The sequence below is a fragment of the Methylovirgula ligni genome, assembly GCF_004135935.1.
GTDB lineage: Bacteria > Pseudomonadota > Alphaproteobacteria > Rhizobiales > Beijerinckiaceae > Methylovirgula > Methylovirgula ligni.
Genome location: NZ_CP025086.1, coordinates 2,467,558 through 2,482,566 on the forward strand (window position 1 = coordinate 2,467,558; position 15,009 = coordinate 2,482,566).

General features: G+C 62.2%; 12 protein-coding genes. 7 read left to right on the top strand and 5 right to left on the bottom strand.

Features of this window, described 5'->3' with window-relative positions; genetic code table 11:
* Window positions 1-41: 41 nt before the first annotated feature.
* A complete protein-coding gene (locus CWB41_RS11855) occupies window positions 42-1,037 on the top strand; it encodes a phenylacetaldoxime dehydratase family protein (RefSeq protein ID WP_245441050.1) in 996 nt (331 codons plus the stop codon).
* Window positions 1,038-1,154: 117 nt separating this feature from the next.
* Here the strand turns inward: CWB41_RS11855 and CWB41_RS11860 are convergent, their stop codons facing one another.
* A complete protein-coding gene (locus CWB41_RS11860) occupies window positions 1,155-2,594 on the bottom strand; it encodes a helix-turn-helix domain-containing protein (RefSeq protein ID WP_115836532.1) in 1,440 nt (479 codons plus the stop codon).
* Window positions 2,595-2,737: 143 nt separating this feature from the next.
* On the opposite strand from CWB41_RS11860, the gene CWB41_RS11865 reads away from it, so the two are divergent.
* Window positions 2,738-4,375 (top strand): isocitrate lyase, encoded by a 1,638-nt coding sequence (locus CWB41_RS11865; RefSeq protein ID WP_115837074.1) that lies wholly within the window; start codon window positions 2,738-2,740, stop codon window positions 4,373-4,375.
* 244 nt (window positions 4,376-4,619) lie between these two features.
* On the opposite strand, the gene CWB41_RS11870 is transcribed toward CWB41_RS11865, so the two are convergent.
* Both CWB41_RS11870 and CWB41_RS11875 read right to left on the bottom strand, forming a co-directional pair.
* Entirely contained in the window at window positions 4,620-5,378 is a 759-nt protein-coding gene (locus tag CWB41_RS11870) for an ImmA/IrrE family metallo-endopeptidase (protein WP_115836531.1), read from the bottom strand.
* Between the two features lie 72 nt (window positions 5,379-5,450).
* A complete protein-coding gene (locus tag CWB41_RS11875) occupies window positions 5,451-9,101 on the bottom strand; it encodes a vitamin B12-dependent ribonucleotide reductase (RefSeq protein WP_115836530.1) in 3,651 nt (1,216 codons plus the stop codon).
* A gap of 426 nt (window positions 9,102-9,527) precedes the next feature.
* Between CWB41_RS11875 and CWB41_RS11880 the strand changes: the two genes are divergently transcribed.
* Complete coding sequence (locus CWB41_RS11880; protein WP_115836529.1) at window positions 9,528-9,929, top strand: NADH:ubiquinone oxidoreductase subunit NDUFA12; 402 nt, start codon at window positions 9,528-9,530, stop codon at window positions 9,927-9,929.
* Between the two features lie 32 nt (window positions 9,930-9,961).
* Here the strand turns inward: CWB41_RS11880 and purN are convergent, their stop codons facing one another.
* Both purN and purM read right to left on the bottom strand, forming a co-directional pair.
* Complete coding sequence (gene purN / locus CWB41_RS11885; protein WP_115836528.1) at window positions 9,962-10,615, bottom strand: phosphoribosylglycinamide formyltransferase; 654 nt, start codon at window positions 10,613-10,615, stop codon at window positions 9,962-9,964.
* Complete coding sequence (gene purM, locus CWB41_RS11890; protein WP_115836527.1) at window positions 10,612-11,697, bottom strand: phosphoribosylformylglycinamidine cyclo-ligase; 1,086 nt, start codon at window positions 11,695-11,697, stop codon at window positions 10,612-10,614. Before purM ends, purN begins: the two co-directional genes overlap by 4 nt.
* A gap of 199 nt (window positions 11,698-11,896) precedes the next feature.
* Here purM and CWB41_RS11895 point away from each other — a divergent pair, with 199 nt between their 5' ends.
* From CWB41_RS11895 to CWB41_RS11910, 4 genes are all read left to right on the top strand, one after another.
* Complete coding sequence (locus CWB41_RS11895) at window positions 11,897-12,439, top strand: CDP-alcohol phosphatidyltransferase family protein (RefSeq protein WP_115836526.1); 543 nt, start codon at window positions 11,897-11,899, stop codon at window positions 12,437-12,439.
* A 40-nt stretch (window positions 12,440-12,479) separates the two neighbouring features.
* A complete protein-coding gene (locus tag CWB41_RS11900; RefSeq protein WP_115836525.1) occupies window positions 12,480-13,622 on the top strand; it encodes an AI-2E family transporter in 1,143 nt (380 codons plus the stop codon).
* A gap of 1 nt (window position 13,623) precedes the next feature.
* Window positions 13,624-14,334, top strand: a complete 711-nt coding sequence (locus CWB41_RS11905) for a P-loop NTPase family protein (protein WP_115836524.1) — start codon at window positions 13,624-13,626, stop codon at window positions 14,332-14,334.
* Window positions 14,335-14,428: 94 nt separating this feature from the next.
* The gene (locus CWB41_RS11910) at window positions 14,429-14,992 is read left to right on the top strand and encodes an invasion associated locus B family protein (protein WP_165204300.1); all 564 of its coding nucleotides are present in this window, start codon (window positions 14,429-14,431) and stop codon (window positions 14,990-14,992) included.
* Window positions 14,993-15,009 lie beyond the last annotated feature (17 nt).

Genomic DNA, 15,009 nt, shown 5'->3' on the forward strand with positions numbered 1-15,009 from the left:
TTCCGAGCCATCTTAGATGCCCACGCACGCGCACCCGCCGGGTGAGCGACACATGGAAACCGGCCGTCCCGGCCTATTCCGCGCTGGGTCCGCAGTCGATCAAGCAGTTGGTGATGGCTTACTTCGGCGTGCAGATAAAGAGCGATGAAACGAAAGGGCAGGCTTGCGCCGCCTTCCGCACTATCTTGCAGAGCTTCAACGTGGACGATGGCCCGGCGCGGCACGATCTGGTGCAATTCGTCGATGGCCAGGGTCATCTCAACTTGATCGCCGTCGCCTATTGGGAAGAGCCCGAGAAATATCACAAGTGGAACGATAAACCGGCGGTCAAGAGCTGGTGGTCTTCCGATGACCGGCTCAACGACGGTGTCGGCTATTTCCGCGAGATTTTCTCGCCACGCATGGAACAGTTCGAGACGATCTTCACGGCGCCGGGGCCGCTCGAAGGCGTCAGCATCCTGCTCGGGGGCCTGACTGAACCGATTATCGAGCACGGCTACTGGGGATCGATGCGGGACCGCCTTCCGCTCTCGCAAACCGACACGATGGATCCATCGGGTGAACTGGCGCTGAAGCAGGGAACACCGGCCAAGGGCGGCCGCGTGATCGTGGCCGGCCATCAGAATCTGACGCTCATCCGCTCCGGCGAGGATTGGAGCCGGACGGACGGCGAAGAGCGCCGCACCTGGTTCGAGGACATTCAACCCGTGCTTCTGGATGGAATGAACTATTTGCGCGACGACGGCCTTGAGGTCGGCTGCTATTGCAACCGCTATTGCTACCACATGGACAAAGACGGCAAGGTTGAGGAAAAGGGATTTGGCGTCAGCCTGTGGCGGTCGTTGTCCAATCTCGAATCCTGGGCGGAATCGCACCCCACGCATCTGCAGATTTTCGTGACGTTCAACCGACTTGCCAAGAAGTTCAAGGAACTCGTGCTCTATCACGAGGTGTCGGTGTTCGATGCGTCGGCGCAATATTTCGAATACATCAACTGTCATCCGAAGACCGGGGTGATGCGCGCCTTTGCTGCGTAGCCGATCTTGTCACTGATTTGCATAGACCTGAATATTTCGGGCGCGTTCCCGGAACGCGCCCGTTCTTAGCGGTGCTGTCGGCGCAACGAGCGCAGACCAGGCCAAGACGAAAAACCGTCAATCCGCGGAGAATCCAAACGGGACGCTTGAGGTCCTGAAGTCGTCGGGAAGAATCTCGCGCCCGATCGGAGGCGCCGACCGCGCCGCGCATTTAGGACGGTGACAGACACGGCATGCGACGCCGATCGGTGTGGGCTCATCGGCACGCAGCCCTTGCCCAGAGCCGGTATAGATCAACTGTCCTGCGTGCTCGGCCGCGCAACCGATCGCAATGGCCCGCTCTACGCGAGTCGCGCCGAACGAACCGCCGCCCGCGGTCACAGTGCGCGCGATCGAAAAGAATCGCTGGCCATCGGGCATTTCCAGCCATTGCGTGACGATCTGGCGCGGCGTCTTGAAGATTCCATAAACCGACCACAGCGGGCAGGCGCCTCCGTGTTTGGCAAACGGGAAGCCGGCGCCGTCGAGCAGCTTGGAAATGTTGCCGGCCGGATCGACACGGATCAGAAAGAACGGGACCTTCTCCAGACCCGGCCTCTGCAAGGTCGTGACGCGATGGGCGGTCTGCTCGAAGCTGGTGCCGAATTGACGCGCGAGCGCTTCGAGATCGTAACGGCGCGTGTCGACGGCCTTCGCAAAGGCGGAATATGGCATGATGATCGCGGCGGCGGCGTAAGCTGCGAGGGCGCGGCGGGCCAGCAACTCGGCGCTCTTGCTCGCGAACTTGCCGGCTTCCAGCGCCGCATCGATCTCATCTTCCATTTCAAGATAGGCGAGCTGCTTGGCCAGCTCGAAGTTGAGGCTTGCGGTATCGAGCGAGTCCTCGAGCAGGAGCTGTTTGTGATGCAGGTCCAGACGCCTCACGGACCCGAGCATGACGCTGGGCGGCAGATAACGGACCTGAAGGTTGTGGCGAAGGCGAAGCCGTTCGATGAACCCCGCCGGCCCGGACGGGACCTGGACAAGACGCTCAGCCGCATCGTCGAGATTGGCAAAGTTGTTGCGGCGTGCTGCAAGAAATCGTCTGACGTCGGCGACGGGGTCGTTTGCGTCAGGCTTGCCCCGACCCCAGGCTGGCACGACGCCCTTCACCGCCGGCGCTCTTTGCTCCGCCAGCGCAAGCTGTTCTTCGCGATAGGCCGTGTAGAGCCGAAGGAAGGCCTCGGTCATTCCCGGATAGCTGACGGCGAGGTCGCTGATTTCGAGCGCCGGGATATCGATGTCGGAAAACATCGGATCCTTCAGGATGGACTGCATCCGCGCCGTGTGATCGGCGCCGCCATCGCCGGCGAGGTCGGTAAGGTCGATCTTGTAAGTGCGGGCCAGACGAAGCAGCATGTCCGCCGTCACCGGCCGCTGGTTGCGCTCCAAAAGCGCGACGTAGGGGGCGGAAATCTCGAGATCGGCCGCCATGTCCGCCTGGGTCAGCCCCAGCTCGCGCCGAAGCCGTCGCAGTCGCGGTCCCATGAAGATCGAGCGGGCGCTGGAGGTTGTCATGTCCAGTCCTTGCGTTGTGTAATGTTCTTACACATATACACGATATTCTTGTAAAGTGTGACAAGTTTTCTGCTAAATGGCTTGTGACTGCCGCTATTTCGCGTACAAACGCCGCAGAATTTTTCACTAAAGGGATCATGGGCATGAACTTCCAACCCCACGGGATCAGCGACCGGGCTATTGAGGGACCGGCGTCCTATAAGAGCGAGGTTGAGGCGGCTGAGGCGCTCCTCAAGACCAAGGAGACCTGGAACGGCGTGAGCGCCGAAGCTGTGGCCCGCATGCGCTTGCAGAACCGCTTCAAGACCGGCCTGGATATCGCCCGCTACACCGCGGCGCTGATGCGGGCGGACATGGCCGCCTATGACGCGGACAGCTCGAAGTATACCCAGTCGCTCGGCGTCTGGCATGGCTTCATCGCCCAGCAGAAGATGATTTCGATCAAGAAGCATTTCGGCTCGACCGAGCGCCGCTATCTGTACCTCTCCGGCTGGATGATCGCCGCGCTCCGCTCCGAGTTCGGACCGCTGCCCGATCAGTCGATGCACGAGAAGACCTCGGTGCCGGCCTTGATCGCGGAACTCTACACCTTCCTGCGTCAGGCGGACTCCCGCGAACTGAATGATATCTTCCGCAGCCTCGACGCCGCCCGCAAGGACGGCGACAAGGCGAAGGAAAAGGCGCTGATCGAGAAGATCGACAATTTCCAGACGCATGTCGTGCCGATCATCGCCGATATCGATGCCGGCTTCGGCAATGCCGAGGCGACATATCTTCTTGCCAAGAAGATGATCGAGGCAGGCGCGTGCGCCCTGCAGATCGAAAACCAGGTTTCCGATGAAAAGCAGTGCGGCCACCAGGACGGGAAGGTGACTGTGCCGCACGAGGTCTTCCTGGCGAAGATCCGTGCCTGCCGTCACGCCTTCCTCGAACTCGGCGTCGAAGACGGCATCATCGTGACCCGCACCGATTCGCTCGGCGCTGGCCTCACGCAGCAGATTGCCGTGAGCCACACGCCTGGCGACCTCGGGGATCAGTACAACAGCTTCCTGGATTGCGAGGAAGTGTCGGCCGCCGATGCCCGCAACGGCGACGTCATCATCAACCGCAACGGCAAGCTGCTGCGTCCGAAGCGGCTGGCCAGCAACCTCTACCAGTTCCGTCCCGGCACCGGTGTGGATCGCTGCGTGCTCGACTGCATCACCTCGCTGCAGAACGGCGCCGACCTGCTGTGGATCGAGACCGAGAAGCCGCATATCGAGCAGATCGCCGAGATGGTCGATCGCATCCGCGAAGTGGTCCCGAACGCGAAGCTGACCTACAACAACTCGCCGTCCTTCAACTGGACGCTGAACTTCCGTTGGCAAGTCTACGACGCGATGAAGAAGGCCGGCAAGGATGTGAGCCAGTACAACCGCGCCGAGCTGATGAAGGCGGAATACGACAACACGCCGCTGGCGATCGAGGCCGACGAGCGTATCCGGACCTTCCAGGCCGATTCAGCCAAGCGCGCCGGCATCTTCCACCATCTGATCACGCTGCCGACCTATCACACGGCGGCTCTGTCGACCGATAATCTCGCGAAGGAATATTTTGGCGAGCAGGGCATGCTTGGATATGTGAAGAACGTTCAGCGTGCGGAGATTCGTCAGGGTATCGCCTGCGTCAGGCATCAGAACATGGCCGGGTCCGACATCGGCGACGATCACAAGGAATACTTCGCCGGCGAGGCGGCCCTGAAGGCCGGTGGCGCCCACAACACGATGAACCAGTTCGGCTAAGGGCCGGTTCACCGCGAAATCGCTAAAACAGGAAGCGCCCCGAAACCAAATGTTTCGGGGCGCTTTTCTTCATATGATGTTGCCTGGAAGATTCGCGCCCTCGATGCGCCAATCATCTCCGTTCTCACGATACGCGTTAGCAAAACGCGATACTTCTCTCGATTTGTAAATACCATTACGCGCCGTGCGAGGACAGAATACAGCTATCGGCCGGAAGTTGCAGAAAGTGCCGCGGCAGATATAGCTAAAAGATTGGACCGTCACCGTCCGGAAATTCGCCGTTAACCCCCATGCACGGTCCTTGGCATTCGTAACGGTCGCCGACGAAAACAAGCGTCTTTGCGAAGCATTTCGGACAGACAAGTGGCTCTAGCTTTGAGGTGCTTGGCGGCCGGCCAACATTTCTAAGCTCATCGGCGAGCGAACGGAAAGCGGCTGCAATTTTTGGGCGGCTTCGTCGCTTTGACTCGCGCTCCCAACGAACATCGGCGGCTTCGCCACTGAGGAGATAACGCGAAAGATCGTCTGCGCATTCTACACAGGCCGCCATCGCATCTGTAACGAGGTAGATTGATGCGAAAAAGTTGGCCTGCCGTTCGACGGAGACAAAGGAGTCCACCATTCGCCGGACGTTCTGTTGACGCGCGCGCGCGAGGGGTGCGCTGTTTCGATGTAAGACACCATGCCCGAGTTCGTGCGCCGCAGTGAAGCGGGCGCGGCGATCAAGTTGTTCAATACGGTTGTTCGTCGTGCGAGAGAAGCGCAGTCGAACGCACGACTCCGTTATAAGCGTGTGAGCCTCGTCGCCACCGAGTTCTTCATCCGGAACTACAACTCGCTCAAGCCTTTTTGTGCCGAAACGAGTGAGAAGAGTGTCGCATTCAAGGATTGCCATTAAGTTAGGTATATCAAGGTCGTTTAGCCCTTGCGATCGACGTAACTCGATTGCGTAACGCGCAATCTCGTCGTTTGATAGCGGATCACCCGAAAAGTTGGTGCTCATAGACTGGCCTGATGCGGCCACCGGCGCCCCAGGCCGATGGCGTTCTCCTCGAGGAATTTAAAGACTCGAAACTCACGAGCACCCCGTCGTCGCGCCGCAGGTGTCGCACTTCAGGCACGTGCCGTTCCTGACCAAAGTGAAGTTATTGCACTCGGGGCAGGCTTCGCCGGTATAGCCCTTCATCCGCGCTTCGTTGCGGCGATCCGCGACGGTGGTCTGCTCGGAAGATACCGACCAGTCGAGCGCGCCGAGTTCGGCCTCGATCTCGTTTTCGAGATTCTTCTTCAGCGCCGTCGTCTGGCCGCCCGCCGCGCTCTGCACCAGCATCAGCTTGTCGGCCTTGTTGCGCACAAAACCTTTCGAGACGAAATTCGACGTCGCGGACGCGCCTTGCGGTGCGCGGCTCTGTGCCTCGCCGCCGCCCAGCACGTCATGGCCGATGTCGCTCGGGTCGATATGGGCGAGATCGGTGCGGCCGAGGTAGGAGATCGCGAGTTCGCGGAACACATAGTCGATGATCGAGGTCGCGTTCTTGATCGCGTCATTGCCTTGCACGAGGCCCGCCGGTTCGAACCGGGTGAAGGTGAAGGCATCGACATATTCGTCGAGCGGCACGCCATATTGCAGGCCGACCGAGATGGCGATGGCGAAATTGTTCATCAGCGAGCGGAAGGCGGCGCCCTCCTTGTGCATGTCGATGAAGATTTCGCCGAGCCGCCCGTCCTGATATTCGCCGGTGCGCAGATAGACCTTGTGGCCGCCGACGACAGCCTTCTGCGTATAGCCCTTGCGCCGGTCGGGCAGACGCTCGCGCTCGCGGTCATGCACGATCTTCTCGACGATGCGCTCGACGATCTTTTCGGCAACGACCGTCGCCCGCGCCGGAGCATTGGCGGCGACGAGAGCCTCGACATTATCGTCTTCCTCGTCCTCATCCTCGATCAACTGGCTGTTGAGCGGTTGCGAAAGCTTGGAGCCGTCGCGATAGAGGGCGTTGGCCTTCAGCGCGAGGCGCCAGGAGAGCGTGTAAGCCTCCTTGCAATCCTCCACCGTCGCATCGTTCGGCATGTTGATCGTCTTCGAGATCGCGCCGGAGATGAAGGGCTGCGCCGCCGCCATCATGCGGATGTGGCTTTCGACCGAGAGATAGCGCTTGCCGATCCGCCCGCAGGGATTGGCGCAATCGAAGACGGCATAATGCTCGGGCTTCAGATGCGGCGCGCCTTCTACTGTCATCGCGCCGCAGACATGAATATTCGCGGCTTCGACATCGGCCTTGGAGAAGCCGAGGAAGGCGAGCAGGTCGAACGCCGGATCGTCGAGCTTGTCTTCCGGCACCTTGAGGGTGTTGACGAGAAAGTCGGCACCGAGCGTCCATTTGTTGAAGACGAACTTGATGTCGAAGGCCGAGGCCAGCGTCTTCTCAAGCTCATCGATCTTGGCGTCGGTGAAGCCCTTGGCCTTGAGGCTGGGCGGGTTGATCGCCGGCGCCTGGCGCAGCGAGGCGTGGCCGACCGCATAGACCTCGATTTCGGCGATCTCGGATTCGCGATACCCGAGCGCGCGCAGGCCCTCCGGCACGGCGCGGTTGATGATCTTGAAATAGCCGCCGCCGGCGAGCTTCTTGAACTTCACCAGCGCGAAATCGGGCTCGATGCCGGTGGTGTCGCAATCCATCACGAGGCCGATCGTGCCGGTCGGCGCGACGACCGAGACCTGCGCATTGCGATAGCCCGATTGCTCGCCCAGCGTCACCGCCTTGTTCCAGGCGGCGACGGCATGTTCGCCCAGCGCGGGCTGCGGCAAAGCTGCGTGATCGAGCGGAACCGGCGCGGTCGCGAGCTTCTCATAGCCGGCAGCCTCGCCTAGCGCGGCGCGGCGATGGTTGCGCATGACGCGCAGCATGGCGTCCTTGTTCTCCGCATAATTGGCGAAAGGCCCCCGTTCCCGCGCGATCTCGGCCGAGGTCGCATAGGCGACGCCGGTCATGATCGCGGAGAGCGCGGCGCCGATGGCGCGGCCTTCGTCCGAATCATAGGCGAGGCCCGAGGACATCAGCAGGCCGCCGATGTTGGCGTAGCCGAGGCCCAGCGTGCGGTATTCATAAGAGAGGCGGGCGATCTCCTTCGACGGGAATTGCGCCATCAGCACCGAGATTTCGAGCACGATGGTCCACAGCCGCACCGCATGCTCGTAGGATTCGATGTCGAACTGCTTGGTCTGCGGATCGCGGAACGGCAACAGGTTCAGCGAGGCGAGATTGCAGGCCGTATCGTCGAGGAACATATATTCGGAGCAGGGATTCGACGCGACGATCGGGCCCGCGGCCGGGCAAGTGTGCCAGTCGTTGATCGTCGTGTGATATTGCAGGCCGGGATCGGCGGAGGCCCAGGCGGCATAGCCGATCTTCTCCCACAGATCGCGCGCCTTCAGCGTCTTGTGAACCTTGCCGTCGGTGCGGCGGATCAGCGTCCAGTCGCCGCCAGCCTCGACCGAGCGCAGGAAGTCATCGGTGACGCGCACCGAATTGTTCGAGTTCTGGCCGGAGACGGTGAGATAGGCTTCCGAATCCCAATCGGTCGTATAGGTGTCGAAGGCGATGTCCTTATAACCCTGGCGGGCGAACTGGATGATCTTCTTGATCATGCTGTCCGGCACGGACGCCTTGCGCGCGAGCTTGATCTCGCGCTTCAGCGCCGGGTTCTTCTCCGGCTCGAAGCAATCGCCGTTCGGGCCTTCGCAATTGACGCAGGCGCGCAGGATCGCCTTCAGCGCCTTCTTGACGATCTTGGAGCCGGCGACGAGCGCGGCGACCTTCTCTTCTTCCTTCACTTTCCAGTCGATATAGGCCTCGATATCGGGGTGATCGACATCGACGACCACCATCTTGGCGGCGCGGCGCGTCGTGCCGCCCGACTTGATCGCGCCGGCGGCGCGGTCGCCGATCTTGAGGAAGGACATGAGGCCGGAGGATTTGCCGCCGCCCGAAAGCTTCTCGCTCTCGCCGCGCAGCTTGGAGAAATTCGAGCCGGTGCCGGAGCCGTATTTGAACAGCCGCGCCTCGCGCACCCATAGATCCATGATGCCGCCCTCGTTGACGAGATCATCGGCGACGGACTGGATGAAGCAGGCATGCGGCTGCGGATGCTCGTAAGCCGACTTCGACTTCACGAGCTTGGCGGTTTCGAAATCGACGTAATAATGGCCCTGGCTCGGGCCGTTGATGCCATAGGCCCAATGCAGGCCGGTGTTGAACCATTGCGGCGAATTGGGCGCGGCGATCTGCTTGGCCAGCATGAAGCGCAATTCGTCATAGAAGGCGCGGGCATCGGCTTCGGTGTCGAAATATTTGCCCTTCCAGCCCCAATAGGTCCAGGCGCCGGCGAGCCGGTCGAAGACCTGGCGGGCGGAGATTTCGGAACCGAATCGCTCGGCCTTTGGCAGCTCTTCCAGCGCCTCCTCGTCGGCGGCATGGCGCCAGAGGAATTCGGGAATGTTGGGTTCTTCGACCGGCTTCAGCTTCGCCGGGACGCCGGCCTTGCGGAAATATTTCTGCGCCAGCACATCGGCCGCAACCTGGCTCCAGGCCGCCGGCACGTCGATGCCGTCGAGGGCGAAGACGGTCGAGCCGTCCGGATTGCGGATCTCGCTGCGGGTCGTGCGAAATTCGATCGCTGCGTAGGGCGATTGGTTCTCAGTCGTATAACGACGCTCGATTCGCATGTTTTCTGGCCCCGAATGATGAAGATAGTGCCCCACGCAGGAGGTTTCCCGTCCCGCGCCCTTTAGATCGTAACGCGGGAGCCGTCCGACTCGCGCGCTTCTGAATAAGCCTAAGCCTAGTAGGCGGGCGAAGCCTAGATACAAAATGTTGTGCAAAGCGTTAAAATTCAAGACCGCGACGGCAGGCTGATCTTGACCCCGAGAGGGGTGCGCCGCAACCGTCAGCGGCGCTTTTCCGCCGCCCATCCGCGCTATCCCCACCATCAACAGGCGGGGGCCGGACTCATCCACAGACTCGGGCCTCGAAATACGAGAATCAGCCGCCAAACGTGGGCGAAGCTTGCGCGTATTAGAATTGCTTGCGTGTGGACAATTGCTGCGCGATCGGCATATTTGCGGCGCAGCACGGCTTATGGGACCGACCTCATGGTGTGGCTCACGCGTATCTTCACCTGGTGGCAAGGCGCCACGCTCAACACGCTCTTCTATACCTGGCGCAAGGGTGAGCTGGTCGGCCAGGACGAATTCGGCAACCGCTATTATCGGGCGCGGGGCGGGGCGATCGATCCGACGCTGGGCTTCCAGCGCCGCTGGGTGATCTACAACGGCTACGCGGAAGGCTCGGCGACGCCGACGGGCTGGTATGGCTGGCTGCACCATACGACCGATATCGCGCCGCCCGACGACAATTATAAGCCGCGCGACTGGCAGTTGCCCTACGAGCCGAATCTTACAGGGACGCCGCAGGCCTGGCGGCCGCAAGGCTCGACGCTGGCAACAGGCGTACGCCCCGCCGCGACGGGCGATTACGAAGCCTGGACGCCATAACGCCCGGCTATAGATGACCGGGGCAGGCTGGCTTAACCGATCTTCGGCACCTGCAGCGGCGCGAAATCCTGATGTGAATCGTCGAGCCTTGTCCGGTTGCCGGCGACATGCACGCGCCCGGTTGCAACGGCGGCCAGCGCGGCCGGATAGATGACATGCTCCTGCGCGAGCACCCGCGCGGCGAGCGTATCCGGTGTATCGTCGTTCAGCACGGCGACAGCGGCCTGGGCGATGATCGGGCCTTCATCCATTTCCGGCACGACGAAATGCACGGTACAGCCGTGGATTTTCACGCCGTCGGCGAGCGCCCGCTCATGGGTATGCAGGCCGCGATAGGCGGGCAGCAGGGCCGGGTGGATGTTGAGCAGCCTGCCGTCCCAGGCGCGGACGAAACCCGGCGTCAGCAGCCGCATGAAGCCGGCAAGGCAGATCAATTCGATTCGGTGCAGATCGAGCAGAATTTGCACCGACTTTTCGAATTCCATGCGGCCGGCGTAGATCTTGTGGTCGACGGCGGCAGTCTGAACACCGAGCGCCCGCGCGTAGGCAAGCCCTTCCGCCTCGGGCCGGTTGGAGAGGACAAGGGCGATTTCAGCCGGATAATCCGGCGCCCGCGCCGCTTCGACCAGGCTGCGCATGTTCGAGCCGCGACCTGAAATAAAGATCGCCGCGCGCCGGCGGCTCACAGCGCCAGCCGCCCGGTCGTGATGACGCGCAGACCAGTCGCGGCCGTGACGACTTCGCCGATTCGCACCGGCTCTTCGCCCGCCGCGCGCAAGGCCGCGGCCACGGCGTCCGCCGAATCGGCTGCGGCAATCACCGCCATGCCGATTCCGCAATTGAAGGTGCGCAACATCTCGGCTTCAGCCACCGGCCCTTCCGCGGCGAGCCAGCGGAAAACCGGCGGCACCGGTATGGCCGGCAGATCGAGCCGGATTCCGAGCCCATTCGGCAGTATGCGCGGCAGGTTGTCGGGAAAGCCGCCGCCGGTGATATGCGCCAGCGCCTTGATCGGCGCGCCGGCACGCAGCGCCTGAAGAATCTGGCGGACATAGATCCGGGTCGGCGTCAGCAGGGCTTCGGCGAGCGAGATCTGCGAGGCGAAAGGGGCGGGTCCATCAAGCGCCAGCCCGGCGTCGGCCACGATCCGCCGCACCAGTGAAAATCCATTCGAATGCAGGCCGGAGGAACTGAGCCCGAGGACGATGTCGCCGGCGGCGACGTCCGGCCGCGGCAGCAGCCGCCCGCGCTCGGCGGCGCCGACCGCAAAGCCCGCCAGATCATAATCCCGGCCGGCATAAAGACCCGGCATTTCCGCGGTCTCGCCGCCGATCAGCGCAGCGCCCGCCTCGCGGCAGCCCTGCGCGATGCCGGCGACGATCTCGGCCCCGACGTCGGCGTCGAGATGGCCGGTCGCGTAATAATCGAGGAAGAACAGCGGCTCGGCGCCCTGGACGATCAGATCGTTGACGCACATCGCGACGAGATCGATGCCGATCGAATGGTGGATGTTGCTCTCGACCGCGAGCTTGACCTTCGAGCCGACGCCGTCATTCGCCGCGACGAGGATGGGATCGCTGAAACCCGCTGCCTTGAGATCGAACAGACCGCCGAAGCCGCCGATTTCGGCGTCGGCGCCGGGACGCCGCGTCCCCCGCACCAGAGGCTTGATTTTTTCGACCATCGCATTGCCGGCATCGATATCGACGCCTGCATCGGCATAAGTCAGCGGCCGCCGCCCGATCCAATTGTCCTTTTTCGATGCCATCTCTGCCCCGTCCTGATGGCAGCCCTAACCTGTCGCCCCGGACATATCAAGCACTTGGAAGCAACACATGCCGGGCGAAAGCGTGAGGTGGTTTCCCGCCCGCTCGCCTTGCAAATTGCGTAGATTTTACCGCCTTATCCCGCACCGGATAATGACATTAAGTTGCGCCAATACGAGTCGCACGCTTTTTCGGAGGATCATGACCACTTACACCAGTCTGCCTAATCTCATCACGCTGGCGCGGCTTTGTCTCGTGCCCATCGTCATCGCGATGATTTCCGCCGGCCGCTGGACCGAAGCCTGCCTGATTTTCATCGCCGCGGGCATTTCCGACGCCATCGATGGCTGGCTGGCCAAAACCTTCAACCTGCAGACGGAACTTGGCGCCTATCTCGATCCGCTCGCCGACAAGGCGCTGCTCATTTCCATCTATGTCGCGCTGGCGGTCTTCGGCGCCGTCCCGTCGTGGCTCACGATTCTCGTCGTCGCGCGCGACGTCATGATCATCGGCGCGTTCATGATTTCGTGGCTGATGAACAAGCCGGTAGCGATCCACCCGCTTTGGATTTCCAAAGCGAATACGACGGCGCAGATCGGCTTCGCGGCGGCGGTGCTTGGCGCCAAGGCATTCCAGTTTACCTTGGGGCCGCTGTTTCTGGTCTGCACCCTTGCCGTCGCGGCATTGACGCTGGCCTCTCTGGCAGCCTATCTGGCTGGGTGGGCGAGACACATGAGCCTGTGAGGCATCGTTACAGGTTTTAAGACGTGGTGAGGTCGTTCTCATGCGGATCGAGTGGCAGATCATTTTCTGGTTCGCGGCTCTGGCTTGCCTCGTCATGCTGCTCTGGCTGTTCAACGGGGTGATCCTGCCCTTCGCCGCGGCTTTCGTCATCGCCTATCTGCTCGATCCGCTGGCTGTGCATTTGCAACGCCTGGGGCTCAACCGGCTTGCGGCGACGCTCGTCATTCTTTTCGGCTTCGTTTTCGTCCTGGCGCTCATTCTGGTTCTCATCGTGCCGGCGTTGACGCACCAGTTCGCGGCCTTCATCCAGGCGCTGCCCGCGCTGCTCAACAAATTGCAGGGCCTGATCGCTGGCGCCGCTACCAAACTCAACACGGATTTTGCCACGCCGCTGCTGCGCAAGCTGGGATTGCGCAGCACCAGCATGCCGGACATCAAGACGAGCCTCAACGACATCGCCGGTCAGGCGGCGGGTTGGTTCGGGGGGGCGCTCAACTCGGTCGTCAGCCACGGAGCGGCGCTCATCAGCCTGGCGTCGCTACTGGTGGTGACGCCGGTCGTCGCTTTCTACATGCTGCTCGACTATCACCGCATGATCGCGGCGGCCGACAGCCTCATCCCGCCGCGCTATCGCGGCGTCGTGCATCAGCTCGCGCATCAGATCGACACGACCATGTCGGGTTTTCTGCGCGGACAATCGCTGGTCTGCCTTTTCCTGGGTCTCTGGTATGGTCTTGGCCTGACGATCGTCGGCGTCAATTTCGGCCTGCTGATCGGCATAACCGGCGGCTTCCTGAGTTTCATCCCCTATGTCGGCTCGATGACGGCATTGATCGCGGCGGCGATCATCTCGCTCGTGCAGGGCTGGCCGCACTGGACGTTATTCGCTTCGGCGGTGGGCGTGGTTGTCGTCGGCCAGTTTCTCGAGGGCAATGTGATCTCCCCGAAGCTCGTCGGCGACAAGGTCGGTCTGCATCCCGTCTGGCTGATGTTCGCGCTGCTCGCCTTCGGCAGTTTGCTCGGCTTCACCGGCCTCATCATCGCGGTGCCGGTCGCCGCGGCGGTGGGCGTGCTTCTGCGTTTCGCGGTTCAGCAATATCGCGCCAGCGAGCTCTATACGAACTTTCCGGAATCGCACGCGCTGATCCTGCCCAAGGCTATAAAGGCGCCGGACGAGCGGTGAGATGAAATTCGGACCGCGCGTTCCGCGCTGGCAGCAACTCGGCCTCGAATTGCCGATCGAGCCGCATTTCTCCCGCGCCGATTTCCTCGTCTCGCAGTCGAACGCCGCGGCATTGCAGATGATCGAGGCATGGCCGCATTGGCCGGGCAACATATTGCTGCTTGTCGGGGGGCCGGGGAGCGGCAAGAGCCATCTGGCGGCGATCTGGGCGGCGCGGGCAGGGGCGGAGATTTTCTCCGGCGCGCGCCTTGCCGAGTCTGATGTGGCGAGCCTTGCGGCCCTGACCGCCAAGCCGGCATTGGTGGTCGATGATGCCGATGCCCTCGGCGGCGCCGAGGCGGCGCTGTTTCATCTTTTCAATCTCGCCCGGCAGGAAAAGCAAAGCGTGCTGTTGACGGCAAGGCGGCCGCCGGACCTTTGGGGCTTGGCCATACCCGACCTTGTCTCGCGCCTGCGGCTCGCGCCTGTCGCCGAACTCGGCGCGCCGGATGACGAGTTGCTGCGCGCGGTCCTGCAAAAGCTGTTTCGCGATCGCCAATTGCTCGTCGATGGGTCGGTCGTCGACTATATCGCTTTGCACATCGAACGCTCGCTCGGTGTCGCCCGGGCCGTTGTGGAGGCCCTCGACCGGATGGCTTTGGCGCGCGGCGGCGCCGTAACGCGGGCGCTCGCGCGGGAGCTGCTGGCCGACGCCGGCGACGAGGCGGATTAACTAACCGGGCGGCATGGCAAATATTCTCGCTGGGTCATGTTGACCCGGCGGGGGGCTGCGCCTAAAGCCATGCCATGAGTTGAGGAGTAGGATCGTGCGTCGCTTCGGAACTTTCCTGATTTCTTTTGCACTTGTGCAATTCGTCGCGGGCGCCGGGTTCGCCCAGGACAAGAAGCCGCCGCCGGTCGGTTCGCAGCCGGAGACGACGACGGCGACTTACGGGGCCTGGACCTTGCAATGCGAGCGCCGTGCCGACGTCGCCAAAGGCGAGAAGATCTGCGAGATCGAGGAATCGGTCATCCCGCAGAATCAGCAAAGTCCGATCGCCCGCATCGGCATCGGTCATCCGATCGGCACCGACAAGAGGCAATATCGGATCACCGCGATCTTCCCGCCGAATGTCTACATTCCGGTTGCGCCCGCGATCAAAGCCAAGGACGGCGATCCGGCCATCGCGCTCGCCTGGAAGCGCTGCTTCCCCGGCGGCTGCTTTGCCGATACGAGCGTTGCGCCCGAGGCGCTGAAGAGCTGGCGCGCGATCGAAGCTGATACCGGCAGGCTGACCTTTACCGAGGCTGCCGGACGCAATCTCGCGATCCAGTTCTCGCTCCGTGGCTTCGCCCAGGCGCTCGAAGCGCTGGAAAAAGCGAAGTCGTAAGAGATCGGCTCAAGACA

Excerpts from the sequence above, each read along its gene's own strand:
- CWB41_RS11895 (WP_115836526.1), top strand. The coding sequence starts at position 11,897 with ATGACCACTTACACCAGTCTGCCTAATCTCATCACGCTGGCGCGGCTT.
- CWB41_RS11880 (WP_115836529.1), top strand. The coding sequence starts at position 9,528 with ATGGTGTGGCTCACGCGTATCTTCACCTGGTGGCAAGGCGCCACGCTC.
- CWB41_RS11875 (WP_115836530.1), bottom strand. The coding sequence starts at position 9,101 with ATGCGAATCGAGCGTCGTTATACGACTGAGAACCAATCGCCCTACGCA.
- CWB41_RS11900 (WP_115836525.1), top strand. The coding sequence starts at position 12,480 with ATGCGGATCGAGTGGCAGATCATTTTCTGGTTCGCGGCTCTGGCTTGC.
- CWB41_RS11860 (WP_115836532.1), bottom strand. The coding sequence starts at position 2,594 with ATGACAACCTCCAGCGCCCGCTCGATCTTCATGGGACCGCGACTGCGA.
- purM (WP_115836527.1), bottom strand. The coding sequence starts at position 11,697 with ATGGCATCGAAAAAGGACAATTGGATCGGGCGGCGGCCGCTGACTTAT.
- CWB41_RS11870 (WP_115836531.1), bottom strand. The coding sequence starts at position 5,378 with ATGAGCACCAACTTTTCGGGTGATCCGCTATCAAACGACGAGATTGCG.
- CWB41_RS11865 (WP_115837074.1), top strand. The coding sequence starts at position 2,738 with ATGAACTTCCAACCCCACGGGATCAGCGACCGGGCTATTGAGGGACCG.
- CWB41_RS11905 (WP_115836524.1), top strand. The coding sequence starts at position 13,624 with ATGAAATTCGGACCGCGCGTTCCGCGCTGGCAGCAACTCGGCCTCGAA.